General features: G+C 71.6%; 27 protein-coding genes. 16 read left to right on the top strand and 11 right to left on the bottom strand.

Features of this window, described 5'->3' with window-relative positions; translation table 11 throughout:
• The first annotated feature begins 65 nt into the window (after positions 1 to 65).
• Entirely contained in the window at positions 66 to 644 is a 579-nt protein-coding gene (locus tag F9C11_RS27165) for a TetR/AcrR family transcriptional regulator (protein ID WP_409180191.1), read from the top strand.
• A complete protein-coding gene (locus F9C11_RS27170; RefSeq protein WP_409180192.1) occupies positions 641 to 1,459 on the top strand; it encodes an SDR family oxidoreductase in 819 nt (272 codons plus the stop codon). Before F9C11_RS27165 ends, F9C11_RS27170 begins: the two co-directional genes overlap by 4 nt.
• On the opposite strand, the gene F9C11_RS27175 is transcribed toward F9C11_RS27170, so the two are convergent.
• Complete coding sequence (locus tag F9C11_RS27175; protein ID WP_409180193.1) at positions 1,449 to 2,351, bottom strand: LysR family transcriptional regulator; 903 nt, start codon at positions 2,349 to 2,351, stop codon at positions 1,449 to 1,451. The genes F9C11_RS27170 and F9C11_RS27175 overlap by 11 nt on opposite strands.
• A gap of 70 nt (positions 2,352 to 2,421) precedes the next feature.
• On the opposite strand from F9C11_RS27175, the gene F9C11_RS27180 reads away from it, so the two are divergent.
• Genes F9C11_RS27180 through F9C11_RS27195 form a run of 4 tightly spaced genes read left to right on the top strand, consistent with a single transcriptional unit; the run spans position 2,422 to position 5,481 of the window.
• Positions 2,422 to 3,111, top strand: a complete 690-nt coding sequence (locus tag F9C11_RS27180) for a nitroreductase family protein (RefSeq protein WP_409180194.1) — start codon at positions 2,422 to 2,424, stop codon at positions 3,109 to 3,111.
• 36 nt (positions 3,112 to 3,147) lie between these two features.
• Positions 3,148 to 3,945: a helix-turn-helix domain-containing protein gene (locus F9C11_RS27185; RefSeq protein ID WP_409180195.1), complete on the top strand. Its 798-nt coding sequence runs from the start codon at positions 3,148 to 3,150 to the stop codon at positions 3,943 to 3,945.
• A gap of 19 nt (positions 3,946 to 3,964) precedes the next feature.
• The gene (locus F9C11_RS27190; RefSeq protein ID WP_409180196.1) at positions 3,965 to 4,951 is read left to right on the top strand and encodes a zinc-binding dehydrogenase; all 987 of its coding nucleotides are present in this window, start codon (positions 3,965 to 3,967) and stop codon (positions 4,949 to 4,951) included.
• 41 nt (positions 4,952 to 4,992) lie between these two features.
• A complete protein-coding gene (locus F9C11_RS27195) occupies positions 4,993 to 5,481 on the top strand; it encodes a GNAT family N-acetyltransferase (RefSeq protein WP_409180197.1) in 489 nt (162 codons plus the stop codon).
• A 27-nt stretch (positions 5,482 to 5,508) separates the two neighbouring features.
• Here the strand turns inward: F9C11_RS27195 and F9C11_RS27200 are convergent, their stop codons facing one another.
• The 3 genes from F9C11_RS27200 to F9C11_RS27210 form a co-directional block, all read right to left on the bottom strand.
• Complete coding sequence (locus F9C11_RS27200; RefSeq protein ID WP_409180198.1) at positions 5,509 to 5,949, bottom strand: SRPBCC family protein; 441 nt, start codon at positions 5,947 to 5,949, stop codon at positions 5,509 to 5,511.
• Positions 5,950 to 6,016: 67 nt separating this feature from the next.
• Positions 6,017 to 6,529 carry a DUF4383 domain-containing protein gene (locus tag F9C11_RS27205; RefSeq protein WP_409180199.1) on the bottom strand — a complete coding sequence of 171 codons (513 nt, stop codon included), beginning with the start codon at positions 6,527 to 6,529 and terminating at the stop codon, positions 6,017 to 6,019.
• Between the two features lie 63 nt (positions 6,530 to 6,592).
• Positions 6,593 to 7,075: a hypothetical protein gene (locus tag F9C11_RS27210; RefSeq protein ID WP_409180200.1), complete on the bottom strand. Its 483-nt coding sequence runs from the start codon at positions 7,073 to 7,075 to the stop codon at positions 6,593 to 6,595.
• 440 nt (positions 7,076 to 7,515) lie between these two features.
• Between F9C11_RS27210 and F9C11_RS27215 the strand changes: the two genes are divergently transcribed.
• Positions 7,516 to 9,627, top strand: a complete 2,112-nt coding sequence (locus F9C11_RS27215; RefSeq protein ID WP_409180201.1) for an ANTAR domain-containing protein — start codon at positions 7,516 to 7,518, stop codon at positions 9,625 to 9,627.
• A 37-nt stretch (positions 9,628 to 9,664) separates the two neighbouring features.
• Here the strand turns inward: F9C11_RS27215 and F9C11_RS27220 are convergent, their stop codons facing one another.
• Together F9C11_RS27220 and F9C11_RS27225 are read right to left on the bottom strand one after the other, a co-directional pair.
• Entirely contained in the window at positions 9,665 to 10,486 is an 822-nt protein-coding gene (locus F9C11_RS27220; protein WP_409180202.1) for an ANTAR domain-containing protein, read from the bottom strand.
• Between the two features lie 190 nt (positions 10,487 to 10,676).
• On the bottom strand, positions 10,677 to 10,853 hold the full coding sequence (locus F9C11_RS27225; RefSeq protein ID WP_409180203.1) for a CsbD family protein: 177 nt from the start codon (positions 10,851 to 10,853) through the stop codon (positions 10,677 to 10,679).
• Between the two features lie 400 nt (positions 10,854 to 11,253).
• Between F9C11_RS27225 and F9C11_RS27230 the strand changes: the two genes are divergently transcribed.
• From F9C11_RS27230 to F9C11_RS27240, 3 genes are all read left to right on the top strand, one after another.
• Complete coding sequence (locus F9C11_RS27230; RefSeq protein WP_409180204.1) at positions 11,254 to 11,727, top strand: ATP-binding protein; 474 nt, start codon at positions 11,254 to 11,256, stop codon at positions 11,725 to 11,727.
• Between the two features lie 323 nt (positions 11,728 to 12,050).
• The gene (locus F9C11_RS27235) at positions 12,051 to 12,977 is read left to right on the top strand and encodes an anti-sigma factor RsbA family regulatory protein (protein WP_409186982.1); all 927 of its coding nucleotides are present in this window, start codon (positions 12,051 to 12,053) and stop codon (positions 12,975 to 12,977) included.
• Between the two features lie 70 nt (positions 12,978 to 13,047).
• Positions 13,048 to 14,016: an L-threonylcarbamoyladenylate synthase gene (locus F9C11_RS27240; RefSeq protein WP_409180205.1), complete on the top strand. Its 969-nt coding sequence runs from the start codon at positions 13,048 to 13,050 to the stop codon at positions 14,014 to 14,016.
• Between the two features lie 62 nt (positions 14,017 to 14,078).
• Here the strand turns inward: F9C11_RS27240 and F9C11_RS27245 are convergent, their stop codons facing one another.
• The 4 genes from F9C11_RS27245 to F9C11_RS27260 are packed head-to-tail and all read right to left on the bottom strand — an operon-like array spanning position 14,079 to position 18,641.
• A complete protein-coding gene (locus tag F9C11_RS27245; RefSeq protein WP_409180206.1) occupies positions 14,079 to 15,542 on the bottom strand; it encodes a glycoside hydrolase family 3 protein in 1,464 nt (487 codons plus the stop codon).
• Positions 15,539 to 16,369 (bottom strand): carbohydrate ABC transporter permease, encoded by an 831-nt coding sequence (locus F9C11_RS27250; RefSeq protein WP_409180207.1) that lies wholly within the window; start codon positions 16,367 to 16,369, stop codon positions 15,539 to 15,541. Before F9C11_RS27250 ends, F9C11_RS27245 begins: the two co-directional genes overlap by 4 nt.
• Positions 16,366 to 17,352, bottom strand: a complete 987-nt coding sequence (locus tag F9C11_RS27255; protein ID WP_409180208.1) for a carbohydrate ABC transporter permease — start codon at positions 17,350 to 17,352, stop codon at positions 16,366 to 16,368. Before F9C11_RS27255 ends, F9C11_RS27250 begins: the two co-directional genes overlap by 4 nt.
• On the bottom strand, positions 17,349 to 18,641 hold the full coding sequence (locus F9C11_RS27260; RefSeq protein WP_409180209.1) for a sugar ABC transporter substrate-binding protein: 1,293 nt from the start codon (positions 18,639 to 18,641) through the stop codon (positions 17,349 to 17,351). The genes F9C11_RS27255 and F9C11_RS27260 overlap by 4 nt, the downstream gene beginning before the upstream one ends.
• Before the next feature lie 651 nt (positions 18,642 to 19,292).
• Here F9C11_RS27260 and F9C11_RS27265 point away from each other — a divergent pair.
• The 4 genes from F9C11_RS27265 (at position 19,293) to F9C11_RS27280 (ending at position 23,272) form a co-directional block, all read left to right on the top strand.
• Positions 19,293 to 20,600, top strand: a complete 1,308-nt coding sequence (locus F9C11_RS27265; RefSeq protein ID WP_409180210.1) for a lysozyme — start codon at positions 19,293 to 19,295, stop codon at positions 20,598 to 20,600.
• Between the two features lie 60 nt (positions 20,601 to 20,660).
• Complete coding sequence (locus F9C11_RS27270) at positions 20,661 to 21,026, top strand: YrdB family protein (RefSeq protein WP_409180211.1); 366 nt, start codon at positions 20,661 to 20,663, stop codon at positions 21,024 to 21,026.
• A gap of 101 nt (positions 21,027 to 21,127) precedes the next feature.
• Positions 21,128 to 22,717: an acyl-CoA synthetase gene (locus tag F9C11_RS27275; protein ID WP_409180212.1), complete on the top strand. Its 1,590-nt coding sequence runs from the start codon at positions 21,128 to 21,130 to the stop codon at positions 22,715 to 22,717.
• A gap of 36 nt (positions 22,718 to 22,753) precedes the next feature.
• Positions 22,754 to 23,272 carry a GNAT family N-acetyltransferase gene (locus F9C11_RS27280; RefSeq protein WP_409180213.1) on the top strand — a complete coding sequence of 173 codons (519 nt, stop codon included), beginning with the start codon at positions 22,754 to 22,756 and terminating at the stop codon, positions 23,270 to 23,272.
• Here the strand turns inward: F9C11_RS27280 and F9C11_RS27285 are convergent.
• Complete coding sequence (locus tag F9C11_RS27285; protein WP_409180214.1) at positions 23,251 to 23,898, bottom strand: S1 family peptidase; 648 nt, start codon at positions 23,896 to 23,898, stop codon at positions 23,251 to 23,253. The genes F9C11_RS27280 and F9C11_RS27285 overlap by 22 nt on opposite strands.
• A gap of 322 nt (positions 23,899 to 24,220) precedes the next feature.
• On the opposite strand from F9C11_RS27285, the gene F9C11_RS27290 reads away from it, so the two are divergent.
• On the top strand, positions 24,221 to 25,162 hold the full coding sequence (locus F9C11_RS27290; RefSeq protein ID WP_409180215.1) for an ABC transporter permease: 942 nt from the start codon (positions 24,221 to 24,223) through the stop codon (positions 25,160 to 25,162).
• Positions 25,159 to 26,160 carry an ABC transporter permease gene (locus F9C11_RS27295; protein ID WP_409180216.1) on the top strand — a complete coding sequence of 334 codons (1,002 nt, stop codon included), beginning with the start codon at positions 25,159 to 25,161 and terminating at the stop codon, positions 26,158 to 26,160. Before F9C11_RS27290 ends, F9C11_RS27295 begins: the two co-directional genes overlap by 4 nt.
• Positions 26,161 to 26,170 lie beyond the last annotated feature (10 nt).

Below are 26,170 nucleotides of genomic sequence, written 5' to 3' on the forward strand. Positions count from 1 at the left end.
GACGCGGGCCCCGGCCCAAGCGTAGTTTCGATACGAGACGGTAGCGTATCGAAAAGGGGCCGCCGATGGAGACCTCCGGCGTGGGCAGGCCGCGCGATGCCCGCAGGGACGCCGCGATGCACGAGGCGGCCTTGGCCTTGCTGACCGAGGTGGGTTACGACCAGTTGTCCATCGAGTCCGTCGCGGCGCGGGCGGGGGTGGCCAAGACGACGATTTACCGCCGGTACCGCGACAAAGCGGCTCTCGTCGCGGCGGCGGTGGAGCAGCGGCAGACTTCGGCCCCGCCCGCGCCGGGGGCCGGCGGGCTCCGGGAGAACCTGCTGGCCGTCGTGCGGTGGCTGGCGCGCGAGATCGCCGAGCAGGAAATCGGACTGCTGGGCGCGCTGTTCGCGGGAATGCGCGGGGATTCCCGGCTCGCCGGCGAGATGCGCCGGATTCTGCGCCGCGACGGAGCGGCGATGGCGGAGTCCTTGCCGAGCAAGGAAATGGCGCCCGGCGCGGCGGAGCTGTTCGGCGAGGTCGCACCGGCGGTGATCGTGCACCGGATCGTTTTCGCCGGAGAGCCGTGCGACGACCGGTTTCTGCGGCATCTCGTGGAGGACATCCTGCTGCCGTTGCTGGGACGGAAGGAGTTTCGGGAATGATCGTGGTCACGGGGGCAACGGGTGCGCTGAACGGGGCGACTGTGGAGCACCTGCTCAAGCGTGTTCCCGCGCGGGAGATCGGCGTCAGCGTCCGGGATGTCGCGAAGGCGCAGCACTTCGCGGATCGGGGAGTGCGAGTGCGGCAGGGTTCCTATGCGGATCCGGAGGCTCTGCGAAAGTCGTTCGAGGGTGCGGAAAAAGTTCTGCTGGTGTCCTCGAATGATCCGCACGCGGATGGGGTGAGCTTGCATCGCGCGGGCATCGAGGCGGCGGTAGCGGCTGGGGCGCAACGGATTCTGTACACCAGTCATCAGAATTCCCGGATGGACACCCCATTCCCGCCGGGGCCGGAGCACGCGGCGACCGAACGGATTCTCGCCGAGTCCGGCGTCGCGTGGACGGCGCTGCGCAACGGGTTTTACGCGCACAGCATCGGCTGGCTGCTCGGGAACTGGCGGGAGGACGGGGTGATCCAGGCGCCGGCGGACGGACCGGTGTCCTGGACGGACCGGGCCGACGTCGCCGAAGCGGCGGCGGTGATTCTCGCCGGGGACAAGGAATTTGCCGGCCCGGTGACGCTGACCGCGCGAAAGGCGGTGACGTTCGACGACGTGGCCGAACTGGCGTCGCGGGTCAGCGGACGCGAGGTGAAGCGGGTAGTCGTGCCTGACGACGAGTGGACGGCGGGCGAACCGGAGGAGATCGCGCGCATGAAGCTCGCCTTCTTCCAGGCGGCCCGCCAAGGCCACTTCGCCGAGACAAGTCCACTGCTGGCCGAGCTTCTCGGGCGCGAACCGCGCGGCATTACGCTCTAGACCCGAAGAACTCCCGGCAGAAGGCACGGAACGTTTCGGCTCGCCGGGTCAGCCGCGCGCCCTCCGCGCGGGCCAGCACGACCGGCGTCGTCGGGACTCGCTCGCGCAGCGGACGTACCGCGAAGGGCGTGCCCTCCACGGAAAGTTCCAGCGGCGGTCGCTGCACCGACAGCGTGTAGCCGAGACCCCGCGCGACCAATGCGCGGGCCAGTTCGAAACTCGTCGTGCGGTGCGCGACCGGCATGGGCAGGCCCACGGAAGCGAAGACGTCCCGGAAATAGCGCTCCGACGGCGGCACGTCCAGCAGGATGAACGGCTCCTCGACCAAGGCGCGCAACGAAACCGTCTTGCGGCGGGCCAAGGGGTGCGCGGCAGGGAGGAGCGCGCTCGGCGGCTGGTCGTACAGTTTGTCCACCGCGATTCCGGGCACGAGGTCCTGCCGGTACAGCACGGCGAGGTCGCAGCGGCCCTCCAGCAGGAGGTGCTGCAGGTCCGGCAGGGTGCCTTCGACGAAGCTGACCTCGACCTCCGGGTGCTGGGTGCGGAAGGTCGCCAGCGCGGCGGGCACGTGCAGCGGCGCGAGGGGCGTGTAGCAGCCGAAGTTCAGGCGTCCGGCGAGGTCTTGGCCGAAATCCCGGGCGAGGGTGCCGAGTTCGGCGACCGAGGTGAGCACCGCGCGGGCCTCGCCGACGACTTGGCGGCCGGCGTCGGTCAGCGCGGTTGTCCGGCCGGGGCCGCGCAGGATCAGCTGCACGCCCAAAGTCCGTTCCAGCGAGGCGAGCGCCAGCGAGACCGCCGACTGCGACACGTGGCAGCTGTCCGCGGCGGCGGTGAGGCCGCCGGTGTCCGCGACCGCGACCAGATACTCGAGCTGGCGCAACGAGGGAGACATCAGTCCAGCTTATGTCCTTCACGAGAAATGTGAACTGGACCGATGACCGCGGACGCGGCAGGGTCGGAGCATGACCCGGCACAAGCACCCGTTCGTCCCCTACGCGCCGCCGCGGCTGTCTCCGGAGGAGAGCCTCGCGCGCGGGCAGGAGCTGTACCGGCTGCTCGACCGGCGCCGGTCGGTCCGCTGGTTTTCCCCGGACCCGGTGCCGCTGGAGGCGATCGAGACCGCGGTGCGGATCGCGAACACCGCGCCGAGCGGGGCGCACCACCAGCCGTGGACGTTCGTCGCGACCTCCGACCCGGAGGTGAAACGCGCGGTGCGCGAGGCGGCCGAGGTCGAGGAACGGAAGTTCTACCGGGAGCGCAACGCGCCGGACTGGCACGCGGCGCTCGCCCGGCTCGAGACCGACGAGCACAAGGAGTTCCTCGAAATCGCGCCGTGGCTGGTGGTCGCGTTCGCGCAGAAGAGCACTCCGCTGCCGGACGGTTCGCTGCGGAAGAACTACTACGTCAACGAAAGCGTCGGCATCGCGTGCGGCATGTTCATCACCGCGCTGCACACGATGGGACTGGCGACGCTCACCCACACGCCGAACCCGATGGGTTTCCTCAACGAGGTCTTCGAGCGCCCGGCGACCGAACGGCCGTACATCCTGTTCCCGGTCGGCTATCCCGCGCCGGACTGCGAGGTGCCGGACCTCGACCGCAAGCCGCTCGCCGAGGCGTTGGTGGTGCACGCGCCGTTACCTCGCGGGTAATGGTCTCGCGCCCGGCGACGCCGTAGCGTCGGTCGGGTGACGACCACGGTGAAGGCCCCGATCGGCGAACTGCTCCGGGAATGGCGCGACCGCCGCCGCATCAGCCAGCTCGACCTCGCGATCTCCGCGGACATCTCGACGCGCCACCTGAGCTTCGTGGAGACCGGCCGGTCCAAGCCGAGCCGGGACATGGTGCTGCGGCTGAGCGAGCACCTCGACATCCCGCTGCGCGAGCGGAACCGCCTGCTGCTGGCCGCGGGCTACGCGCCGGCGTACGGCGAGTCCGACCTCGGAGCGCCGGAGATGACCGTGGTCCGCGAGGCCGTGCGGCGGCTGCTCGCCGGGCACGACCCGTATCCGGCGGCGGTGGTCGACCGCGGCTGGAATCTCGTCGACGCGAACCTCAGCCTCGGCGTGCTGACCGAGGGCATTTCCCCGGCGCTGCTGACCGGCCGGGTGAACGTCCTGCGTGCGACCCTGCACCCGGACGGGATGGCTCCGCGGGTGCTCAATCTGGGGGAATGGCGCGCGCATCTGCTGGGAAGGCTGCGCCGCCAGGTGGAGCAGACCGCGGACGCCGGGCTGGCCGAGCTGCTGGCGGAACTGCGCGGCTATCCGTGCGACGACGAGGTCCCGGAGGTGGAAATCCCGGGTCCGGGCGACATCTTCGTGCCGTTGCGCTACCGGCACGAAGACCTCGAGCTGACGTTCTTCAGCACGGTCGCGACCTTCGGGACGCCACTGGACGTGACGCTCGCCGAACTGGTCATCGAGTCGTTCTACCCGGCCGATCCGGCGACGGCGGCGTTCCTGCGCGAGCGCGGGACCGGCTGAGCGCGGCTACGATCGGGCCATGCGGGCGTTCGTGGTGACCGGACCGGGGGAGGCCGGTCCGGCCGAGGTGCCGGAGCCGGTGGCCGGGGTCGGCGAGGTGGTCGTCGACGTGGAGCGGGCCGGGGTGTGCGGCACCGACGTCGAGTTCTTCACCGGCGAAATGCAGTACCTCGCCGACGGGCACGCCCGCTACCCGATGCGGCTCGGCCACGAATGGTGCGGCCGGGTCTGCGAGGCCGGTCCCGGCGTGCATCCCGCGTGGGTCGGCCGCCGCGTCACCGGCGACACCATGCTCGGCTGCGGCGACTGCCGCCGGTGCCGGGCCGGGCATCAGCACGTCTGCGCGGACCGGCAGGAAGTCGGCATCCGCGGCGGCCGGGCCGGGGCGCTCGCCGAACGCCTCGCCGTGCCGGTGCGCTCCCTGCACGAACTGCCGGAAGGGCTGGACCCGGTCGCCGGCGCGCTGGCCGAACCGGGCGGCAACGCCTGCCGGGCGGCGCGGGCGGCCGCGGGCGAGCGGGTGCTGGTGCTCGGCCCGGGGACGATCGGACTGCTGACCGCGCTGTTCCTCCGGGCCGCGGGCAGCGAGGTGCATCTGGTGGGCGCGACGCCGTGGTCGGTGGATTTCGCGCGGGGCTTGGGTTTCCCGGCCGGGACGAGCGTTCCGGAGCTGCCGTTCGACGCGGTGGTCGACGCGACCGGCGATCCCGCGGCTCCCGCGCTCGCCGCCGAGGCGGTCGAACCGGCGGGCCGGATCGTCTGCATCGGACTGTCCGGGACCCCGAGCCTGCTGGACACGCGGATGTTGGCGTTGAAGGACGTCACGGCGATCGGCGTGCTGAGCGGATCGCCGGGATTGGCGCAGGCGATCGAGGCGTACGCGTCCGGCGAGGTCGACCCGCGCCCGCTGGTGGCCGCGACGGTCGGGCTGGACGAGGTCGCGGCCGTGCTGGGCGGGCAGCGGCCGCCGGGCGCGCCGAAGGTGCACGTCGATCCGCGCCGATAACCCGGTTGCCCGGCGGGCGCGGAAACGAGAGGCTCGGGGGCATGAGCGCCGACCTGACTTTCCGCCAGCCGACCGAAGCCGACCACGCGCGCGTGCTGGCCGCGCTGGGCCCGTGGTGGGGCGGGCTGAAGGGCGAAGCCGGTGCGAAGGAGCGGGCGCTGCTGGTGCCGCGCCTGTACTTCCAGCACTTCACCACGACGAGCCGCTTGGCCGAACGTCCGGACGGGACGCTGGCGGCGTTCCTGATCGGCTTCGTTTCGCAGACCGACCCGGACACCGCCTACATCCACTTCGTCGGCGTCGACCCGGAACTGCACGGGCGGGGGATCGGCCGGACGTTGTACGAATGGTTCTTCGGCCAGGTGCGCGAACGGGGGGTGCGGAAGGTGAAGTGCATCACCAGCCCGCAGAACGCCGCCTCCCGCGCGTACCACGCCCGGATGGGGTTCGAGGTTTCCGACGTGCTTCCGGACTACGACGGGCCGGGGCTGGACCGGGTCGCGTTCACGCGCAGCCTGGAATCAGCCTGACCGCGACCCGGTCCGCCCGAAAGGCGATCAGCGGGCTTCGATGACGGTCCGGAACTGCTCGGCGGCGCGCTCGACCTTCTTCTGCGGATCGGCCAGCAGCGACGCGACCGCCTCGCCGAGCTTGCCCGCCGGGGGCTGGTATTCGAGGGAGATCTCCACGCCGGTGCGCCCGTCGCCCTTGTCCTCGAACCGGACGACCCCGGAGTTGCGCACGTCCGGATCGGCGTCGTCCGCCGTGGTCCAGGCGATCTTGCGCGGCGGCGCGTCCTCGGCGATCCGCGCCTCCCATTCCACTGTGGACCCCGCAGGTCCGGCGACCTTCCACCGGGTGCGCGTCCCGTCGTGGTCGAGCGCTTCGACCGAGCGGACGTCGGAGAACAGTTCCGGGAGCCGGGTCAGCGGGCGCCACCAGTCGTAGCACGCCTGGGCGGGAGCGTTGACCTCGACATAATGCGCTGCAGCAGCCATGGTGCCTTTCCTTGGTGGTCCGATTGGGAATTCTCCGGCTACCCGGGCCGCCGCGGCGGCAAACCGGTCACGGCTGTCCTTCGTCGTCGGCGGAGGCGTCTTCCGGGAGTTTTCCGGCGGGACTGCGCCGCGGGTACTGGCCGCGCGCGCGTTCGACGGCGGTGCCCGCGACGCCGAGGACGAGCAAGCCGGCTCCGAGGCCGAGGTGCAGCCAGTCGTCGGCGTGGTCGAGGGGGACGAAGTTCGCGGCGCTGTGCTTGTCGATCGCCGCGCCGTAGATCCAGAGCAGGAGATAGGCGAGACCGCCGAGCATCAGGAACATGCGGGCGGCCGTGGGCGTGCGGGCGCCGGCGAACCCGGCGACGGCGAAGAGCAGGTGGACGAGGTTGTGCAGCACCGAAACCCCGAACACGCCGAACAACGCGGCCGCGGAATGCGGACCGGCGAACCGGAGTTCGCCGTAGTGGGTCGTCACGCCCGGGATGAAGCCGAGCACGCCGACGACGAGAAAGGCCGCCGCCGCTAACAGAGCCGCGGTCTGGACCGGCCGCCGGGGAGCGGCGGCCTCGTGCTGGTTCATGGGCTTTCCTTTCCTCGGGGCGGATGGCTTCTGCGTGCCGGGGCTGCGCGAGTTCAGGTCGCGTCAGCCTCCGGCGAACGCCTCCTCGCCAGCCCGCACCCGCGCCGGTTCCAGCAGGTCGCGTTGCCGGTCCGCGCGGACGAGGAGCGCGTCGAAGTCGACGTCGGCCAGCCGGTTTCCGAGGTGTGCCGCGTCGCGGAGCGTGGTCCAGAGGATCTTCTTGCCTTCGATGCCCATGGCCAGCGCCTCAAGTTCCCAGAACCGGCTCAGCGGCGAGTACGACGTGAGCCTGCCGTTGGGCTTGAGCCGCCCCAGCCGTTCGGCCGCGAGGGCGATCCCGGCCTTGACGGGGTTCGCGCGCACCGGCACCGCCTGCATGATTCCGCGGAAAGTCCGGACGTCCTCCGCGATCGCCGAGGCCACCTCCCGCAGCGGCACCTCGAACTCGGTGCCCCGGTTGCCGCGGGCGGCCCGGCGCGCCAGTTCGCGCCACGCCAGGCCCATGGCCAGCTGGTCGTTGAGGTAGATCCCGAGCAAGGTGTCCATGGGGGCGGAGATACCCGGCACGGCCGCGGGTAACCGGCGGCTTCCCGGCTTTCCGCCCGGGCGGCCAGCGGCTCGCGCGTCCGGTCGGTCTACAGTGGACGATCGGCCGCGGTGCGGTGCGCCGTGCTGGCGGCGGCGATCCCGCCGGCCGGCGGAACCGCGGGGAGGCGGCGGAAGAGCTGAAGCCCGCGGCGGGCGATGCCCGAGGCCCTGCGCTGGCGGAAGGCGGTGCCGGTAAGCTTTTTCCTCGGTGCGTTAAGCAGGCAGCGTCCACAACCCGCTGGCTGTGGCGCGCCCGGCGCCCGGTCCAGCCCGCTCCGAGGAGTGCGTGTGGCGACCGCCGAGTGCCGAACATCCCGCTTGCCGCAGCGACCGGCGCGCCAGTCCGTTCCGGGCGCCGCCCGGCGTCCGGCCGCACGGACGGCGGGCGCGCCGCGGCCGTGACGGACCTGAAGATCACCCCTCGGCACATCGGGAACGCCGTGGTGCTGACCTTGCCGGACCAGTTCGAGACGACCGGCCCGGCCGAGATCCTCGACGCCCTGCGCAGCGCGGCCGGCGGCCTCGCGCCCGGAACGCGCGCGGTGGTCGATCTGCGCGGCATCGGCCGGGTTTCCGCCGGGCTGGCCCGGGCGGTGCTCTCGTTCGCCCGCGAGCGCGACTGCGTGCTGGTGGCGGACCCGCAGCGGACCCCCGAGTCCGTTTTGGACAGTGCCGGCCCGGCCGTCCGGCGGGCCGCCTCGCTGGCCGAAGCGCTCGCCGACGACGGGCCTCAGCCGTTCGCCGCGACCGTCCCGGTGCGCTCGCTGGCCTTCGACAGCGACGATCTCGGCCGGACCGAAGCGTTCTTGAACAGCGCGTACGCACCGATGCGCATCGGCAGCGACACCGGCCGCGCGGGCACGCACATCAGCCGGCTCGCCGTGGACGGGCTGAGCGCCGACCAGTTCGACCTGTCCTTCGAGATGCGCTACGACGTCGAGGCGCTGGGCATGCTCTGCCTGTGCGACATCGCGACCGGCACGATCGAGGACCACCGCGTGGACGGCTGGCCGGAAGCGGAAACGTTCGGCCCGGGGGACCTGGTGTCCTTCTCGCCCTCGGACCGCCCCTTCACCGGCCGGATCGCGCGCGCCAAGTACAGCGTCACCATGGTCGATCCGGCGCTGCTGAGCCAGGCGGCGGGCGCGGAACAGCCGGTGCGGCTGCTCGGCCACCGGCCGGTCGACACCAGCTCCGCGCAGCACCTGCGGTCCGCGATCGCGCATCTGCGCGACGACGTACTCGGCGTGCCGGGGGTCGGGGAGAATCCGCTGGCCGTGGCGACGGTGTCGCAGTACCTCGCCGCGGCGGTGCTGAACGCGTTCCCGAACACCGCGTCCGGCGAGCGGGCCGGAGACGGGCTCGACACCCATTCGCGGACGCTCCGCCGCGCGATCGCGTTCATCGAAGCCAACCTCGACCGGCCCCTCGACATCGCGGAAATCGCCGCCGCGGCCCGGGTCTCGGCCCGGGCAGTACAGCTGGCGTTCCGCCGGCACCTGGGCACCACCCCGATGGCCTACCTGCGCCGGGCCCGCCTCGACCGCGCCCGGGCGGAACTGCGCGCCGCCGTGCCGGAGCAGGACACTGTCGCGCGGATCGCCGCTCGATGGGGCTACGCGCCGAGCGTGTTCGCCGCGCACTACCGCGCCGCCTACGGGGAGGCCCCGTCGGCGACGCTGCGGCACGGGACCGGCCCGGGAAATCGCCTTCCGGTCCGCCGAAGCCCGGTCCGGCTGCCGGGCGAGACGAAAAACGAATGCGCTGCGAGGAAAACGAACCCGCCGGCCGCCGGGGAGTCCGCGGGCCGGTTCGGCTCGCTGACCAGATCGCTGCTCTCCGCGACCTCGATCGCCGACGCGCTGCGCCAGGTCGTCCGCGCGGCCGAGCCGCTGGTCGCCGGAGCGGACCTGGTCAGCGTGACCGTGCGGGAGCCCGGCGGCCGGTTCTCCACCCCGGCGCGGAGCGAGGAGGCCGCCGCCCGGCTCGACCAGGTCCAGTACCGCGCCGGAGAAGGTCCCTGCGTGGAAGCGGTTCGCGCGGACGGACCGGGCTTCGTCGCCAGCGCGGACCTGACCGCCGAGACCCGGTGGCCGCGGTTCACCGCCGCCGCGAGCGCACTCGGCTGCCGCGCGGTGCTCTCTGCCGGACTCGCCGCCGCTCCCGGGCCGGACCAGCTGGCGGGCTCCTTGAACATCTACTCCCGCCGCCCCGACGGCCTGACCGGGATCGACCGCGGCGCCGTGTTGCTGCTGGCCACGCACGCGTCGCTGGCGCTCGCGAACACGCACCAGAGAAAGCTGGCCGAGGTCCGCCGCGCCCAGTTCGCGCGCGCCGTCGACACCCGCGACGTCATCGGCCAGGCGAAAGGCATCCTGATGAACCGGCAGGGCCTCACCGCCGACGAGGCGTTCGACCTGCTGCGCCGCACCTCTCAGGAGCTGAACGTGAAACTGGTCGACCTGGCCCGCACCCTCGCCGGACGGCACGGCGAACTCGACCAGGGGTGACCGGGACGTCCGGCTGCTCGCGCTTCCCGGGGGCCGGTCAGACGTCGAGTTCCTGGTGCCGTTCGGCCAGCGTGTGCGCGAGGTCGACGAGCTTGACGTTGAGGTCCTGGGACGTGCGGCGCAGGATGTCGAACGCCTCGTCCGCGGAGATCCCGCGGCGGTTCATCAGGATTCCCTTGGCCTGGCCGATGACGTCCCGGGTGTCGACGGCGCGCTGGAGGTGGGCCTCCTTGAGCGCGGCCGCGGTGTGCGCGGCCGTTCCGGAGAGCGCGAGCGACGCGTGGGAGGCCAGCACGAGGGCGTTGTCGACGGCGGCGTCGTCGAAGACCCCGGCGCGGCGGCTGTAGAGGTTGATCGCGCCGGGCGGCAGGTCGGACTTGCGGTCCGGCAGCAGGGTCGCGGCCAGCAGGGAGCCGAACCCGAGCTGTCCGGCGCGCCTGCCGAATTCCGGGAACGCGTCCGAGACCGGGAGGTTGTTGGCCAGCGCGTGGCCGGGCCGTTCGTGCCGGGCGGCCTCCACACAGGGGCCCTCCCCGGTTTCGTACTGGATCCGGTCGAGTTCCTCGGCGGTCGCGCTCGTGCAGACCGGGGTGTGGAACCCGCCGTCGGGCGACCGCAGCGTGATGCTGGCCAGATCCGCCTCGGGGACGATCCGCAGCGCGGCGGACAGGACGCGTTCCATCGCTTCGTGCAGGGAATCCGCGTCGAGCAGGATCGCCGCGAGCGCGCCGAACTGCCGGGCCAGCGGCCCTTCGAGAGCCACGCCGCACCGGGACCAGCCGTCGCCGGCCGGGTCCGCGCCGAACGCGATCCGGTCGGCCTCCCAGTCTTCGGCGTTCCGCGTGCCGACGTCAGTCACCTGAGCCTCCTCGTCCCTGCCCAGTCGACTGGCAGCACCGGCCCACTCTACCGGCCCGCCGAACCGGACCAGCGGGCTGACGGAGGCAGTGCCCGCCGCCGGCGGAGATTCGGCTCTCCCGAGAGGCGCCACGGCGCGACACAGGCCTGCGGCCGGAACCGAAGTCCCGGCCGCAGGCCTGTCTTACGGGTTAGTCTTTAACGCTCTTGGCGGCGTCCTTGACTTTTTCTCCCGCCTGCTTGAGCGCGCCCTTGGCCTGTTCGGTTTTCCCTTCGGCCTGCCACTGCTCGTTGCCGGTGGCGTTGCCGAGCGCCTCCTTGGCCTTGCCCTTGAGTTCCTCGGCCTTGTTTTCAGTGGTGTCGCTCACGTCGATGACCTCTTCTCGTGCAAGGTGTTCCTCGAACCCCGCGCGGGGAAGCAGCGCTGCTCAGCGCACCCCGGATTCCCGCGCCGGGAGCGGTTCAAACCGCGGGCGGCGAGCGAAGAATGCCGAAGTGCGGCCCGGAAAATGCCGGGACGGGCCCGCTGTCCGGGGTGATCCGCGATTCTGGTTTGCCGTTTCGGGCAGCGGGTACTCGCGGTCTTCGACAGGAGGAAGAACCGGCACTCGCGAGAGGCGGGATGCCGCGGCCGTCGACTGGGGCGGGCGGCGACCGGAGTCGCCGCGGGACGCGGGGGTGTCCGAGCGCCGCGAGCACGCGCGGAGTGTCCGCGTCGAACCGCGCGGTTCCGGGCGGGCACAATGCAGGCCGAGGAGGAGGTCAAGCGTGAGTGTGGAGGAGTTTCAGCACAGTCGCTTGCCCGCGGGAGCGGAACCGCCGGAGGACGCGGGCGCCGCCCGGCTGCAGTTGGCTCTGGAGCAGGATTTCACGACGTTGCGGGTGATCCGGGGCGAGGCCGAGGCGTTCGTGCGCCGGCACCGCCCGAGCACGGACCCGGACACGCTGGCCGACGTGCGCTTGGTGCTGGACGAGATCGCCTGCAACGCGATGCGGCACGCCCGCCCGCCGTGCGAGCTGACCCTGTCGCTGCGCGGAGACCGGATCCTGATCGAGGTTTCCGATTCCCTCCCGGACTTCGCCCGCGGCCGCGAAGGGTACGCCGGCGGGGGACGCGGGCTGGCCCTGATCGACGCCATCGCCGAGAGCTGGGGCCAGACGCCCCGGCCGGGCGGGAAGACCGTCTGGGCCGAGCTGGACCTCTCCCCGGAGGATCCGTCCGGCCCGCGTGCTTCCGGATGACGACGGCGCGCCGGAGCGCCTCGGTGCCGGGCACGTCCCGGTATTCGCCCGCCGACCTCGCGCCTCGCGCCGGAGACTCCTCCGGTCCCTGGTCTCGGCCTCCTGGGGCGCGTCGCGGATCGGCCGGGAGCTGTTGACAAACTGCGGTACGTTGTCGACCCGACACCGCAGGCGCCCGGCCCGGGCGCTGGCGATGCGTGGTTCTCCGGAACCTGGGTAGCCTTGGCTGGCAAGGCGAACCGAGCCGTCCCGACGGGCGGCAGAGGCGAGGTAGTGATCGTGATGCCCGCGGAGAAGCCGTGGTTTCCGGCGGGGCGTCGGTGATGGGCGCGGATCAGGCGTTCCTGCATCCGGCGCTGTTCTATCGAAGCGAGGACGAGTTCTCCTCCGGCGTGGGCCAGTTCCTCCAGGAGGGGCTGGCCGCGGGCGAGCCGGTCGCGGTCGCCGCGCCGCCGGAGCACGTGAGCCTGGTCCGGGCGGCGCTCGGCGCCGACGCTTCCCGGGTGCTGCTGGTCGACATGACCGAGGCCGGCCGCAATCCGGGGCGGATCATTCCGGGCGTGCTGCGCGCGTTCGCCGACGGGCACCCGGACCGGCACGTGCGGATCGTCGGGGAGCCGATCTGGGCCGGCCGCTCGGCGGCGGAATACCCGGCGTGCGCGCAGCACGAGGCGCTGATCAACCACGCGTTCGAGGGCCGGTGGGTCACCATCCTGTGCCCGTACGACGCCGAAGCGCTCGGAGCGACGGAACTCGCCGACGCGCACCGCACGCATCCCTGGCTGATCGACGGCACGGGGGAGTGGCGCGCGAGCGGGGACTACGCGCCGGACGCGGTGGTCGCCGACTACAACCGCGAGCTGCCGCCCCCGCCCGGCGCCCAGTCCTTCGCCGTCGCCGAGCCCGACCTCGTCGAACTCCGCCTGCGGACCGCCGAGATCGCGCGGCGGCACGGCCTGGCCGAGGAACGCGTCGAGGACGCGGTGATGGCGGTGTCGGAGCTGGCGGTCAACAGCGTGGAGCACGGCAGCGGCACCGCGCTGGTGCGGCTCGGGTTCGCCGACGGCGAGCTGGTGTGCCAGGTCCGCGACGAGACCTGGCTGGCCGATCCGATGGCCGGGCGCGTCCCGGCCTCCCCGGACCAGGTCCGCGGCCGGGGGCTGCTGCTGGTGAACCATCTCGCGGACCTGGTGCGGATGCATTCGGACCCGTCCGGGTCGACCGTCGAAGCGCGGTTCGCCGCCGGGTGAAGGGCGCCGGCGCGCGAGTCTTAGGCTGACGGGGCGAGAGGAACGACCCGTCGGGCAGGAGAGTGCGAGCGTGACCGCGGCAGCTGGCGACATCGAGAAGGCGGCCGAGGTGCTGCGCGGCGGGGGCTTGGTGGCTTTCCCGACCGAGACCGTCTACGGCCTGGGGGCCGACGCCTCGGACCCGGCCGCGGTTTCCCGCGTGTTCCAGGCGAAGGGCCGTCCGCCCACGCATCCGCTGATCGTGCACGTCGCCGGAGCCGAATTCCTGGACGGCTGGGTCGAGAAGCTGCCCGAGCCGGCGCGGCTGCTGGCCGAGCGGTTCTGGCCGGGCCCGCTCACGCTCGTGCTGCGCCGCGGCCCGCGGGTGTCGTCGGCGGCGACCGGCGGGCTGGAGACGGTCGGGGTGCGCGTTCCGGACCATCCGGTGGCGCTGGCCCTGCTGTCGGCGTTCGGCGGCGGCGCGGCGGCCCCGTCGGCCAACCGGTTCGGCTCGGTCAGCCCGACCACGGCGGAGCACGTCCGCGCGGAACTGGGCGAGGCCGTCGATTTCGTGCTGGACGGCGGCCTCTGCCAGGTCGGCGTCGAGTCCACCATCGTCGACGCGACGGGCGACACGCTCAGCATCCTGCGGCCGGGCGGGGTGCCCCGGGAAGATCTCGAGGCCGTGCTCGGCAGTTCCCTCGAGGTGCCGGCCACGAGCCCGATCCGGGTCCCCGGCCAGCATCCTTCGCATTACGCGCCGCGCGCCCGGGTCGTTCTGGTCGAGCCCGGACAGATTGCCGCGGAAGCGGAACGCGCGCGGGAACTCGGGCATCAGGTGGGGGTCTTCCTGCCGCCTTCTCAGCAGAGCGCGCCGGAAGCCCATGCCGTGGTGGAGGTTCCCGCCTCGCTGGCCGAGTACGCCCGCGGCCTGTACGGCTTCCTGCGCGAGCTGGACCGGAAGGGCTGCGACCTGATCGTCGCGTCCCTTCCGGAGGAGAAGGGTTTGGGCCTGGCGATCGCGAACCGCCTTCGCCGCGCGGCAGGTCCTCGCTCGTGAGCCGGTTCGCCGGTCCGTGAGGGGAACCCAAGCAGCTTCCTTCCGGGTTCCCCTCACAGAGGTCAGGAACGGGCCAGGTACTCGGCCGCGGCCCGCAGGCTCACGTAGGAGCCGCTGAACGTGTCGATCCTCGGCCCGGCACCGGTTTCCGGTCCGGGGACGCCGGTCTCGACCCGGATGTAGTCCACAGTGGACAGCCCGGCCAGGAACTCCCGCACCGCCGGATGCCGGTGCGCTTCCCGGGTGACCACCACGACGCTCTCCGCGGACGAGGCCTCCGCCAGGACCGTCGAGACCTGGTCCGGGGAGACCGCCAGCGCCCGGGTGCCCGGGACCAGTTCCGCCAGATGCGCCCCGAGCCCCCAGGGCATCGGCCCGGCCGCGATTCCCGGCTCCGTCTGCACATCCACCACCAGCGTCGGCCCCTTGAGCTGAGGCGTGCCGGTGATCCGCAGGGCGGCCCGCGCGGCGGAGAGGCCGAGCGAGTAGTCCACTGGCCGCACGCTCGCCGGAGCGGGCGAGGTGCCCAGCGACGCGGTCCGAGCGGCGGCATCGGCCAGCCGCGCCAAGGGAAGCCGTCCCTCGGTCACCGCCGCGACGATCGCCGCGGCGGTCCGGTCCAGCGTCTCCGCGTCGAACGCCGCCCCGCCGAGGCACAGCGCGTCCGCGCCGCCCAGCAAGGCCCGGACCGAAGCCTCGCCGAGACCGTCGTGCCGTCCGTAGGCCCCGGAGACCGCCCCCATTTCCAGCGCGTCGGTGATGACCGCGCCGGTGAACCCCAGTTCGCCGCGCAGCACGTCGACGAGCGCGGTCCGGTTGAACGTCGCCGGTTCCTCGCCCCATTCCCGCACCACGAGGTGCCCGGACATGACCGTCCGGACGCCCGCCTCGATCGCCGCGGCGAACGGGACCAGCTCGACCTCGCGGAGTTCGGCCGCGGTCCGCGGCAGCACCGGCAGAGAGAGGTGGGAATCCTCGGTCGCCGCGCCGTGCCCGGGGAAGTGCTTCGCACACGCGGCGACGCCGTACTTCTGCATGCCGGTGACGAACGCCGTGACGTGCGGCGAAGCCGCGACGGGGTCCGAGCCGAACGCCCGCACGCCGATGCCCGGATCCTCCGCGGCGAGCGTGAGATCCGCGCACGGCGCGAGGTTGACCGTGACCCCGCACGCGGCCAGCCGCTCGCCGAGGGCGGCCGCGACGGACGCGGTCAGCTCCGGATCCCCGGCCGCTCCCAAGGCGAGCGGACCGGGCACGAACGAGCCCTTGCCGACGTCGAGGCGGGTGACGTCGCCGCCCTCCTCGTCGATCCCGACGACGACGCCGTCCCGCTCGGCCCGCAGCGCGGACGTGAGCGCGGCGACCTGCTCGTCGTCGACCACGTTGCGGCCGAACAGGATCACGCCGCCCAGCCCCTCGGCGAGGCGGCGGCGCACCCAGTCCGGCGCGGCGGTCCCGGCGAATCCGGGCAGCAGAACGGCTTCGGCGAGCCGGCGGGGGTCGTCGGACAGGTCAGCCACCGTCATCCCTTCACCGCGCCGGCGGTCATGCCGGACACGAGTTTCCGTTGCACGATCAGGAAGAAGATCACCGCGGGGATCGCGTAGATCACCGACGCGGCCATGACGCCGCCCCAGTCGATCGAGAACGCCGTCTTGAACGACGACAGCCACACCGGCAGCGTCTGCTTCGACTGGTCCCGCATGAACACCAGGGCGAACAGGAACTCGTTCCACGCGGTGATGAAGCTGAACACCGACGTGGTCACCAGTCCCGGCCCGAGCAGCGGCAGCGTGACCCGGCGGAACGCGCCGACCCGGCTGCAGCCGTCGATCATCGCGGCCTCTTCGAGGTCGTACGGGATGCCGTTGACGAACCCGTAGAGCATCCACACGGTGAACGGCAGCGACGTCGCGAAGTACACCAGCAGCAGCGACGGCAGCGTGTTCAGCAGCCCGATGTCGCGCATCAGCAGGTACATCGGGATGAACAGCGCCGACAGCGGGGCCAGCTGCGCGACCAGGATCAGCAGCAGGAACCCCTTGCGGCCGCGGAAGCGGAAGCGCGCGAGCGGGATCGCCGCGAGCACGCCCACCACCAGCGCGGCCAGCACCGCGCCGAGCGTCACGATCAGGCTGTTGCTCAGGTACGTGACGAAGCCGGGCTTGGTCAGCGCCGACGCGAAGTTCGACAGCGTCGCCGAGGTCGGGATCAGGTCGTACTTCGGCGACAGCACGTCGCCCGGCGTCTTCAGCGACGTCGTGAACATCCAGTACGTCGGGAAGAGGAACAGCAGCGCCACGAGGAGGCCGGCGAGCGACACCAGCACCCGGGCGGGCAGGGACTTCCTCATGCGATCTCCCCGTCCTTGGTCCGGACCAGCAACTGCACGTACCGGCCGGTGACCAGCAGGAGCAGCACCAGCATGATGGTGGCGATGGCCGCGGCCGAGCCGAAGTGGCTGCCCGCGATGCCCTTGAGGTACTGCAGGATCGCCAGCGTCGTGCTCGCGCCGTCCGGGCCGCCCTGGCGGACGGCCCACACCTGGGCGAACATGTTGAAGTCCCACAGCATCGACAGGAACGTCACCATCGTCAGGATCGGCCGGATCGCGGGCCAGCTGACCGCGCGGAACGTCTGCCACGGCCCGGCCCCGTCGATGCCCGCCGCCTCGTATTGCTCGCGCGGCACGCCGATGAGACCCGCGTAGAGCGTGAACGCGACGAACGGCACCGCCTGCCACAGCACCAGCAGCCCGATGACCACGAGCGTGCTCGTGCCGGTGGAGAACCACGAATAGCCGATGAACGAATGGAATCCCAGCCGGTCCAGCGTCTTGTTGAGGATGCCGTACTGCTGGTCGAAGATCCACTGGAACACCGTGGTGGTGGCGATGACCGGCACCGCCCACGCGAGCACCAGCGAGATCTGCACGCAGATCCGCAGCACCGGGTGCAGGTGCCGCATCAGCACCGCGATCAGCAGCGCCACGAGGAGAGTCGCGGCGACGAGCGCGGCGGTGAAGAGGACCGTGCGGAGCGCGACTGCCCAGAACTCGGGGTCGGACAGCACGTCGGTGTAGTTCTTGAAGCCGATCCACACCATCTTGCCGGTCACCAGCTCGCGCAGGTCGAGCTGGCGGAGGCTGATGCCGAGCATCTGGACGGTGGGCCAGCCGAGCAGCACCAGCACGGCGGCGAGCGCGGGCAGGAGCAGCAGATACGGCACGAGCCGTTCGCTGAACCAGCCGCCGCCCCGCTTCCGCGCCGCCCCGACGTGCGCCGATGCCGGCGGGGTCGCCCCCGCCGGCATCGGCTTGTCCTTCGTCGCGGTCATCCGCCGATGATCTTGTCGAGGGCCGTGTTCGCGTCGGCCGCGGCCTGGTCCAGGGTCTTCTTCCCGGTCAGGTAGGCGGTCAGCATGTCCTTCAGCGGGTTCTGGCCGGATTCGACCTCGCCCCACTTCGGGCTGGCCGGCATCGCGCGGCCGTTCTTCGACGCCTTCGCCATCACCGAGCCCAGCGGGTCCTTGTCGAGCGCGCTGAGGTCGGTCGAGGTGCCCGGCACGTAGCCGCCGGCGGAGAGCTGCGTCATGTACTTGGTGCTGGTCAGCAGCTTCAGGTAGTCCTTGGCGAGGTCCTGGTGCTTGCTGTTGAGCGGGACGACCAGGTTCGAGCCGCCGAGGAACACCGGGGCGGTCTGGCCCGCGGTCTTGGACGGGATCGGGAACGCGCCGGTCTTGGCGGTGATGCCCGGGTCGGTCTTGGCCGCGGTCGCGACCTCGTTCGGGGTGCCGATGAACATGGCGACCTTGCCCGCGCCGTAGATGCCCGCCTGCTGCGGCGTGGCCTCGTCGTTGTCCTTGGGCGCGGTGGTGCCGGAGACGTCCACGAGCTTCTTGTAGAACTCGAGGCCCGCCTTGGCTTCCGGCGTGTTCAGCGAGGACTTGAAGGACTTGCCCTCGCCCTTGGCGATGTCGCCGCCGTTGTCCCAGATGAACGACGACAGCGCGTACCAGTTCTGGCCCGGCATGTACAGCGGCTGGAACTGCGAATCGCTGCCGAACTTCGCCTTCAGCTTCGCGATGTCGTCGAGCCATTCGTCGTTCGAGGCGGGCGGCTTGGCGATGCCCGCCTGCTCGAACATGTCCTTGCGGTACAGCACGACCCGGTTCGCGGCGTAGAACGGCACGCCGACGGTTTTGCCGTCGTACTGGCCGGACGCCTTGAGCCCGGCGAGCCACTGCCCGCCGTTGAGCTTGTCGACGTCGGCGGAGAGGTCGGCCAGCACGCCCTGCGCGGCGAACGCCGGGGTCTGGGTGTTGCCGACCTCGATGACGTCCGGCGGCGTGTCGCTCGCCAGCGCGGTGGTCAGCTTCTGCTGGATGCCGTTCCACTGCTGGATCTGGTAGTCGACCTTGACGCCGGGGTGGGCGGCCTCGAATTCTTTGTTCAGGGCGGAGGTCAGGCTGTCCGGCGCGGAGCCGGTCATCAGCCAGACCGTCAGCTTGCCGTCCTGCGCGCCCCCAGCGCTCGAGGCGTTCTCACTCCCGCCGGAGCCGGCGCACCCGGCCGTGGCGAGCGTGATGGCGGCGGCTCCCGCCGCCAGCTTGAGCCAGCGCTTCACGTGTCTCGTCCTTTCGGTGCCCGGTCGTCGGCGACCGGGGCTGAATGACAAATGGTGTAGACCAATGTCCTGCAGGGTGGTCCGGACCACAGCCGGTGTCAAGCCGGTTGCCAAGATGTTGCGAAGACGGCTTCCGGGTTGACGCTGCGTGTCCGGGCAATTACCGGCATTGCGGCGAAAAGTGCTGGTGGCGGCCGATTTCCGCAGTGCGGGCAAGGGTTTCCGGCGCGGGGAGGTTGTTTGTGAACGCCTCGCCGGGCCGGGCGTGTCGCGCGCCGCGGGCGCGTCCGCGGCGGTGCCCGGCGAACGACCTTCGGCCCTAGCGCGAAGACGGAACCGCGCACTCGCGACCGCTCGGGTCCGGCTCGGTGCGCCAGTCCCGGCGAGCTGATTACCCGCTGCGACGAGTGCCGGGCCCGACGCCGACAGTGACCCGGGGTGGGTGAGTTTCGTCCCGCCCCGCGGCGGCCGCACCCCCGGTGACCTCGGAAAACCTCTTGTGTACCACGCGTCGCATCACTCCCAGTGGTTTACAGGCGTCCCGCGTGTCACACACACTGGGGCTCGCCCAGGTGATCCGGTGCCGATCTTGGGGAAGAGACTCGGACGGCCGGAGCGCTCCCAGGGCGGGAAAAGAAGAGGGAGTAGAGGATGACGGGCTCCGGGCGGATAGCGGCTCGGGCGGGTGCGGTCGTCGCGGCGGCAGCGGTTGCTGCGGTCGGAGCGCTGGGGCTGCTGCACGCGCCCCAGGCGGTGGCTGCGCCTGCTCAAGTGCCGGGCATGGACGTGTCCGGGCATCAGGGCAATGTGGACTGGAAAGCGGCCTGGAACGCCGGCGCGCGCTTCGCGTACGTCAAGGCGACTGAGGGCACCGGGTACCGAAACCCGTATTTCGCGCAGCAGTACAACGGTTCGTACGACGTCGGGATGATCCGCGGCGCGTACCACTTCGCGCGCCCGGACGTGTCCGACGGCGCGACGCAGGCGGACTATTTCGTCGCGCACGGCGGCGGCTGGTCCGGGGACGGCCGCACGATGCCGCCGATGCTGGACATCGAGTACAACCCTTATGGCTCGACCTGTTTCGGCCTTTCGCAGTCGGCGATGGTGTCGTGGGTGCGGTCGTTCTCCGAGCGGGTGCACGCGAAAACCTCGCGCTGGCCGATGCTCTACACGACCACCGACTGGTGGAAGACCTGCACCGGCAACTCGGCGGCGTTCGGCGACACGCATCCGCTGTTCATCGCCCGGTACGCGCAGAGCCCGGGCCCGCTGCCGTCGGGCTGGCGCTACTACACGATCTGGCAGTACTCGGACTCCGGCAACAAGCCCGGCGACCAGGACTCGTTCAACGGCTCGATGGAGCAGCTGATCAAGCTCGCCGGGGGAGAAGCCCCGAAGAGCGAGGCCCCGGTTCCCCCGAAGCCGACCACGTCGACGAAGCCGACCACGTCGACGAAGCCGCCCACGTCGGCCAAACCGACCACGAGCGCGCCGCCGGCCTCCTCGGCGACGAAGACTCCGGCCAAGACGCCGACGAGTTCGGCCACGACTTCGCCGACTACGTCCAGCAGCCCGACGTCGTCGGCGACGAAGCCGGCCACGTCCACCTCGTCGCCCGCGGCGAAGAAGGACATCAGCGGTCTCGTCTGGGCCGGCGGCAAGCAGGCGAACCCGCCGGGCTCGCTGTCGGACGCCAAGCACGCCGATTCGCTCACCGCCCGCGTGCACGAGGTGGCGAAGGTGACGCCGAAGGCCCCGGCGGCGCAGAAGGCGGCCCCGCAGAAGGTCACGACCAGCCAGCCGGCGCAGACCTCCGCGCCGGAAGCCAGCCAGCCCAAGCAGCAGGCGCTGGCGAAAACCGGCGTGAGCACCCCGCGGCTCGCGGTGTTCGGCGCGGCGCTGCTGGTGTTCGGGGCGATCCTGATGACGCTGTCCCGGATGGTCGCCCGCCGCTGACTCCGGCCGGGTCCGCGACTCCGCGCACGGAACGCGGGCCCGGCCGTTAGGCTTCCCGGCGTGACCACCACTCGACCCGAATTGCGCGGTTTCCCCGGCGCGGTGCTCGTCATCCGCTTCCTGACCGAACTGGCGCTGCTGGCCGGGCTCGCGGTCGCCGGCGCGCGGCTCGGCGGGAGCGTGTTCCTCGACGTCCTGTCCGCGGTGCTGTGGCCGGCGCTGGCGGGGGCGATCTGGTGGCTCGTGATCGCGCCGAAGGCGAAACGGCGCAGCCCGGAGCCGACCCGGTTCTTCCTGGAGGTCGGGCTGTTCGCGGTGGCCGCGCTGGGATTGATCGCGTCCGGGCTGCTCGTCGCGGGCATCGTGCTGGGCGTCGCCGGGATCGCCGTCGCGGTCGCGGTGCGGGTGTGGGCGAAGGACGGCTGAGCGGATTTCCCGGGCGGGGCACCGGTTCCGGCGGGTCCACTTGAGACAGCCGCTCCCCGGCAGTGCTTGCGCGCGCCGCGCCGGTGGATGAGACTCCCGCTATGCCGAGCCCGTTCAGCGCCGAAACGGCGGAAGCGATCCAGCACGCCCGCCAGCATTCCGTCGGCGATCTCCTGCGGCGCACCGCGGTGCGCGTCCCGGACAAGCTGGCGATCGTCTCCGGAGAGCGGCGAGCGACCTACCGCGAGTTCGACGCGGCGGTCAACCGCTGCGCGCACCGGCTCGCCGAGCGCGGCCTCGCCAAGGGCGACCGGCTCGCGCTGCTCAGCCGCAACTGCTGGGAGTACGCGGTGCTCGTGTTCGCCGCCGCCAAGCTGGGCGTGGTGCTGGTTCCGGTGAACTTCATGCTGGGCGCGGAGGAGGTCGCGTTCATCCTCGGCCACGCCGGAGTGTCCGGGCTGATCGCCGAGGACGCGCTGCTGGACACCGCGGCGGAGGCGCTGAAACGCTCCGGCCGCGCCGGCGTGCTGCGCGCGCGGATCGGCGGCAGCGGCGGGGAATGGGAGAGCGTCGCGGACTGGATCGACCAGCCCGGCGACGAAACCGCGCCCGCGGTGGCCGTCGCGGACGACGACCCGCTGCGGCTGATGTACACCTCCGGAACCGAATCGCGGCCGAAGGGCGTCCTGCTGTCGAGCCGCTCGCTGATCGCGCAATACGTCTCGTGCGCGATCGACGGCGGCATGACCGGCGACGACATCGAGGTGCATTCGCTGCCGCTCTACCACTGCGCGCAGCTGGACTGTTTCCTGTCCGTGGACGTCTATCTCGGCGCGACGAGCGTGATCCTGCCCGGCCCGGACCCGGCGGCGCTGCTGGCCGCGGTGGAACGCGAGCGCGCGACGAAGCTGTTCGCGCCGCCGACGGTGTGGATCTCGCTGCTGCGCCACCCGGCGTTCGACACCACCGACCTGTCCAGCCTGCGGAAGGGCTACTACGGCGCGTCGGCGATGCCGGTCGAAGTGCTGCGCGAACTCTCGCGCCGCTTGCCGGACGTGCAGCTGTGGAACTTCTACGGCCAGACCGAAATGGCCCCGCTCGCGACGATCCTGCGCCCGCACGAACAGCTCGCGAAGGCGGGTTCGGCGGGACGGGCGTCGATCAACGTCGAGACCCGGATCGTGGACGACGCGGGCCGCGAACTCCCGCCCGGCGAGGTCGGCGAGATCGTGCACCGCAGCCCGCACGCGACGCTCGGCTACTACGAGGACGAGGAGAAAACCGCCGCGGCCTTCGAAGGCGGCTGGTTCCACTCGGGCGACCTCGGCGTGCTCGACGAAGAGGGCTATCTCTCGGTGGTGGACCGGAAAAAGGACATGATCAAGACCGGCGGCGAGAACGTGGCGAGCCGCGAGGTCGAGGAAGCGCTGTACCTGCTGGACGGAATCGCCGAGGTCGCGGTCTTCGGAGTAGCGCACCCGCGCTGGATCGAAGCGGTCACCGCGGCGGTCGTCCCGCGTGAGGGCGTCACGCTCACCGAGGAGGAGGTTCTCGTGCACGCCCGGGAACACCTGGCGGGGTACAAGTGCCCGAAGTACGTGGTGTTCGTGGACGCGCTGCCGAAGAACCCGAGCGGGAAGATCGTCAAGCGCGCGCTGCGGGAGGAACACGCCGGGCTGGCGCGAAAATGAGCTGTGCGCCGGACGCTCGGCGGGAAGACTGGGCCGATGATCCGTCTCGCCGAGCCGCCCCGTCTCGTCCTGCCCACGACTGAGGTGCGCACGTCGTACCTCGTCGGAGAACAGGCGGACTGCCTGCTCGAAGGCCGCCCGACCGATTGGCTGGACGAGGCGAGCGGCGACTTCGCCGGGTTCGTCGCCGCGCGGCGCGAGGTGCAGCCGCGCTGGGGAGTGCCTTCCACGCTCTTCTGGTACGTCTCCGGCGAGTACTACCTGGGCAGCCTGGTCGTCCGGCACCGGCTCACGGCCGAACTCGCCGAGTCCGGCGGCCACGTCGGGTACCACGTGGTGTCCCCGTGGCGCGGGCAGGGCCACGCGACCCGGATGCTGGCGGCCGGGCTCGCGGAGTGCCGCCGGCTCGGGCTCGGCCGCGTGCTGCTGACCTGCGACGCGGAGAACGAGCGCTCGCGCCGGGCGATCCTGTCCAACGGCGGCGTGCCGGACGGCCGCAAGCGCGGCGAGGACCGGTTCTGGATCGAACTCGCTCAGGCGAGCGTCGCCCCGTAAGCCGCGAGCACCGGCGGCAGCGGCTGGAAGAAACTGACTTGGTCGTTCCCGCCGGACAGCACCCCGTAGCCGACCCCGGCGTAGAACAGCGGGCCGCCGCTGTCCCCGGCCCCGACCGGGATGTCCGTGGCGATCGTCCCCACCACCTGCTTGCCGTCCCCGAAGTTCACCGTCTGGCTGAGCCCGAGGACCTTCCCGCAGGTCTTCTTCGTCGTCATCCCGCTCTTGCACACCAGCTGCCCCACCTGCGGGGTCCCGGCGCGGAGAATCCGCTGCGCGCTGCCGTCGTACAGGTCGACCCGGCTGTGCCCGGAACCGGAAGGGTCCGCGACCCGCCCGTAGTCGGTCACCGGGAAGTGGCTGTCCACATTGCGCCCGATGTCCTTCCAGTCGAGGCCGTGCTCGGTGCAGTGCCCGGCGGTGAGGAGATACCGGACGCCCTTGACGAGAATCGCGAACCCGGCGGAGCAGTAGTACGGCTCGCGGCCCGGCCCGGGAGAAACCGTGTACATCGCGTCGCCGCCGTTCACCGCCGCGCTGGCCGACGCGGCCGGGCTGACCAGCAAGGCGGTCGCAGCCGCGGAAAGCAGCACTCCGGCCCACTTGCGGCGCGAGCAACGAGACATCGGCGGGTCCTTCCGTCCACAGGAGACTGATCACGTGCGCCCAGTCCAGTGCCGGGCGGACGGCGGCACAAACCGAGTCAGCCGACCGTCCCGGGACTCCGTCCGAACGGGTGAGGACAACACTGGCCGGACAGCTGTCCGCACGGCACACTGAGCCGGGCTGTCGGACGGCCCGCGACCTGGGCAAACGGCACGGCTTCCGGAGGGAGGGACGACGTCGGCGATGTCTCACGATCCGGGACGGGCGCCGCCATCGTGGTGAATTTCCTTCGGGTTCTTTACTGTCACGACGTCAAGTAACGCTGATCTGCATAGGGAACCGTTGTCCGACATCCTGTCGCCGGGCGGCGCCAGTGTCCCGGCGGCCGCTCCGGCCTCCCGGAACCTGTGGCGCGCGCTGCGGCACGACCGCTGGGCGCGAGCCAGCGCGGTCGTCATCGTGCTGGTGATCGTCACCGCTCTCGCGGCTCCGCTGCTCGCCCTGGTCGAGGGCCAGGATCCGTACACCTACCACACCGAACTGCTGAATCCGGCCGACGGCACCGGCGCGGGATTCCTCGGCGGGATCAGCGGCAGCCACTGGTTCGGCGTCGAACCGCTGACCGGGCGGGACCTCTTCGCGGTCGTCGCGTACGGCGCGCGCACGTCGTTCCTGATCGGGCTCGCCGCGACCGCGGTGTCGATGCTGCTGGGCGTGCTGCTCGGGGCGAGCGCCGGGTACGTCGGCGGCTGGTGGGACACCGCGGTGAGCCGGGTGACCGACGTGCTCCTCGGCTTCCCGCAGCTGATCTTCATGATCGCGCTCGGCGCGGTCGCCCCGCAGTCGATCCCGCGGCCGCTGCTGCTGATCGCGGTGATCGGCCTGTTCGGCTGGCCGAGGGTGGCCCGCGTGGTCCGCGCGCAGACGCTGAGCCTGCGCAACCGCGACTTCGTCAAGGCGGCCCGGGCGCTCGGCGCGGGCGGCGGGCACGTGTTCCGCCGCGAGCTGCTGCCGAACCTGTGGGCGCCGGTCATCGTGCTGGCGACGGTGAGCATCCCGGCCAACATCGGCCTGGAAGCCGCGCTGTCGTTCCTCGGCGTCGGCATCCCGCCGCCCACGCCGAGCTGGGGCCGTTCCATCAGCGACGCGATCAACTGGGTGCAGACCGATCCGATGTTCCTCATTTTCCCCGGCGCCGCGCTGTTCGTCGCGACGCTGGCGTTCAACATGCTCGGCGACGGGCTGCGCGACGCGCTCGACCCGAAAACGGCGGTGCGCCGGTGAACCGCACCCTGCGTTTCGTGGGCATCCGCCTGCTGGGCATGCTCGGAGTGCTGCTCGTGGTCAGCTTCGGCACCTTCGCGGTGTTCTACCTGCTGCCCACCGACCCGGCGTACATGTCCTGCGGCAAGCCGTGCACGCCGGAGAACCTGGCGCTGGCCCGGGAGTTCATGGGCTTCGACAAGCCGTGGATCCAGCAGTACTTCGACTTCCTCGGCGGCATCTTCGCCGGCCGCACGTTCGGCGCCGGCGTGACGGCGATCGTCTGCTCCGCGCCCTGCTTCGGCTATTCGTTCCAGCAGAGCGAACCGGTGCTGACCCTGATCGGCGACCGGCTGCCGATCACCGTTTCGCTGGCCGTCGGCGCGTCGGTGATCTGGCTGCTCGCCGGTGTCGCCACCGGCGTGTTCTCCGCGCTGCGCCGCGGGAAGTTCGCCGACCGGGCCGCGATGACGATCACGCTCGCCGGGGTGTCCGCGCCCGCGTATCTGGTGGGCCTGCTGGGAATTCTGCTGTTCGGCTTCACGCTCGACGTGGTGCCGGTGAGCGGCTATGTGACGTTCGCGCAAAGCCCGGTCGACTGGGCGTGGCACCTCGTGCTGCCGTGGCTGGTGCTGGCGTTCATCAACGCCGCGGTCTACGCGCGGCTCTCGCGCGGGCAGATGCTCGAGATCATGGGCGAGGACTTCATCCGCACCGCGCGGGCAGTCGGCCTGCCGGAGCGGACCGTCATCGGGAAATACGCACTGCGCAACGTGTTGCTGCCGGTGGTGACGGTGTTCGCGGTCGACCTCGGCGCGCTGCTCGGCGGCGCGGTGATCACCGAGCGGGTCTTCGCGCTGCCCGGGCTCGGCGGGCTGCTCGTCGACGCGGTGCACCAGGTGGACCTGCCGGTGCTGATGGGCGTCAGCCTGTTCGCCGCCTTCTTCGTCGTCCTCGCGAACTTCGCGGTGGACGTGCTCTACGGGGTCCTCGACCCCCGCGCTCGGCTCGGTTCGTGAGAAAGGGAAC

Origin of the sequence: Amycolatopsis sp. VS8301801F10 (assembly GCF_046195355.1) — a bacterium.
Classification (GTDB): domain Bacteria; phylum Actinomycetota; class Actinomycetes; order Mycobacteriales; family Pseudonocardiaceae; genus Amycolatopsis.

Coding starts and splice junctions, on each gene's coding strand:
- F9C11_RS27165 (WP_409180191.1), top strand. CDS start 66: ATGGAGACCTCCGGCGTGGGCAGGCCGCGCGATGCCCGCAGGGACGCC.
- F9C11_RS27170 (WP_409180192.1), top strand. CDS start 641: ATGATCGTGGTCACGGGGGCAACGGGTGCGCTGAACGGGGCGACTGTG.
- F9C11_RS27175 (WP_409180193.1), bottom strand. CDS start 2,351: ATGTCTCCCTCGTTGCGCCAGCTCGAGTATCTGGTCGCGGTCGCGGAC.
- F9C11_RS27180 (WP_409180194.1), top strand. CDS start 2,422: ATGACCCGGCACAAGCACCCGTTCGTCCCCTACGCGCCGCCGCGGCTG.
- F9C11_RS27190 (WP_409180196.1), top strand. CDS start 3,965: ATGCGGGCGTTCGTGGTGACCGGACCGGGGGAGGCCGGTCCGGCCGAG.
- F9C11_RS27195 (WP_409180197.1), top strand. CDS start 4,993: ATGAGCGCCGACCTGACTTTCCGCCAGCCGACCGAAGCCGACCACGCG.
- F9C11_RS27200 (WP_409180198.1), bottom strand. CDS start 5,949: ATGGCTGCTGCAGCGCATTATGTCGAGGTCAACGCTCCCGCCCAGGCG.
- F9C11_RS27205 (WP_409180199.1), bottom strand. CDS start 6,529: ATGAACCAGCACGAGGCCGCCGCTCCCCGGCGGCCGGTCCAGACCGCG.
- F9C11_RS27210 (WP_409180200.1), bottom strand. CDS start 7,075: ATGGACACCTTGCTCGGGATCTACCTCAACGACCAGCTGGCCATGGGC.
- F9C11_RS27235 (WP_409186982.1), top strand. CDS start 12,051: ATGGGCGCGGATCAGGCGTTCCTGCATCCGGCGCTGTTCTATCGAAGC.
- F9C11_RS27245 (WP_409180206.1), bottom strand. CDS start 15,542: ATGACGGTGGCTGACCTGTCCGACGACCCCCGCCGGCTCGCCGAAGCC.
- F9C11_RS27250 (WP_409180207.1), bottom strand. CDS start 16,369: ATGAGGAAGTCCCTGCCCGCCCGGGTGCTGGTGTCGCTCGCCGGCCTC.
- F9C11_RS27255 (WP_409180208.1), bottom strand. CDS start 17,352: ATGACCGCGACGAAGGACAAGCCGATGCCGGCGGGGGCGACCCCGCCG.
- F9C11_RS27265 (WP_409180210.1), top strand. CDS start 19,293: ATGACGGGCTCCGGGCGGATAGCGGCTCGGGCGGGTGCGGTCGTCGCG.
- F9C11_RS27275 (WP_409180212.1), top strand. CDS start 21,128: ATGCCGAGCCCGTTCAGCGCCGAAACGGCGGAAGCGATCCAGCACGCC.
- F9C11_RS27280 (WP_409180213.1), top strand. CDS start 22,754: ATGATCCGTCTCGCCGAGCCGCCCCGTCTCGTCCTGCCCACGACTGAG.
- F9C11_RS27285 (WP_409180214.1), bottom strand. CDS start 23,898: ATGTCTCGTTGCTCGCGCCGCAAGTGGGCCGGAGTGCTGCTTTCCGCG.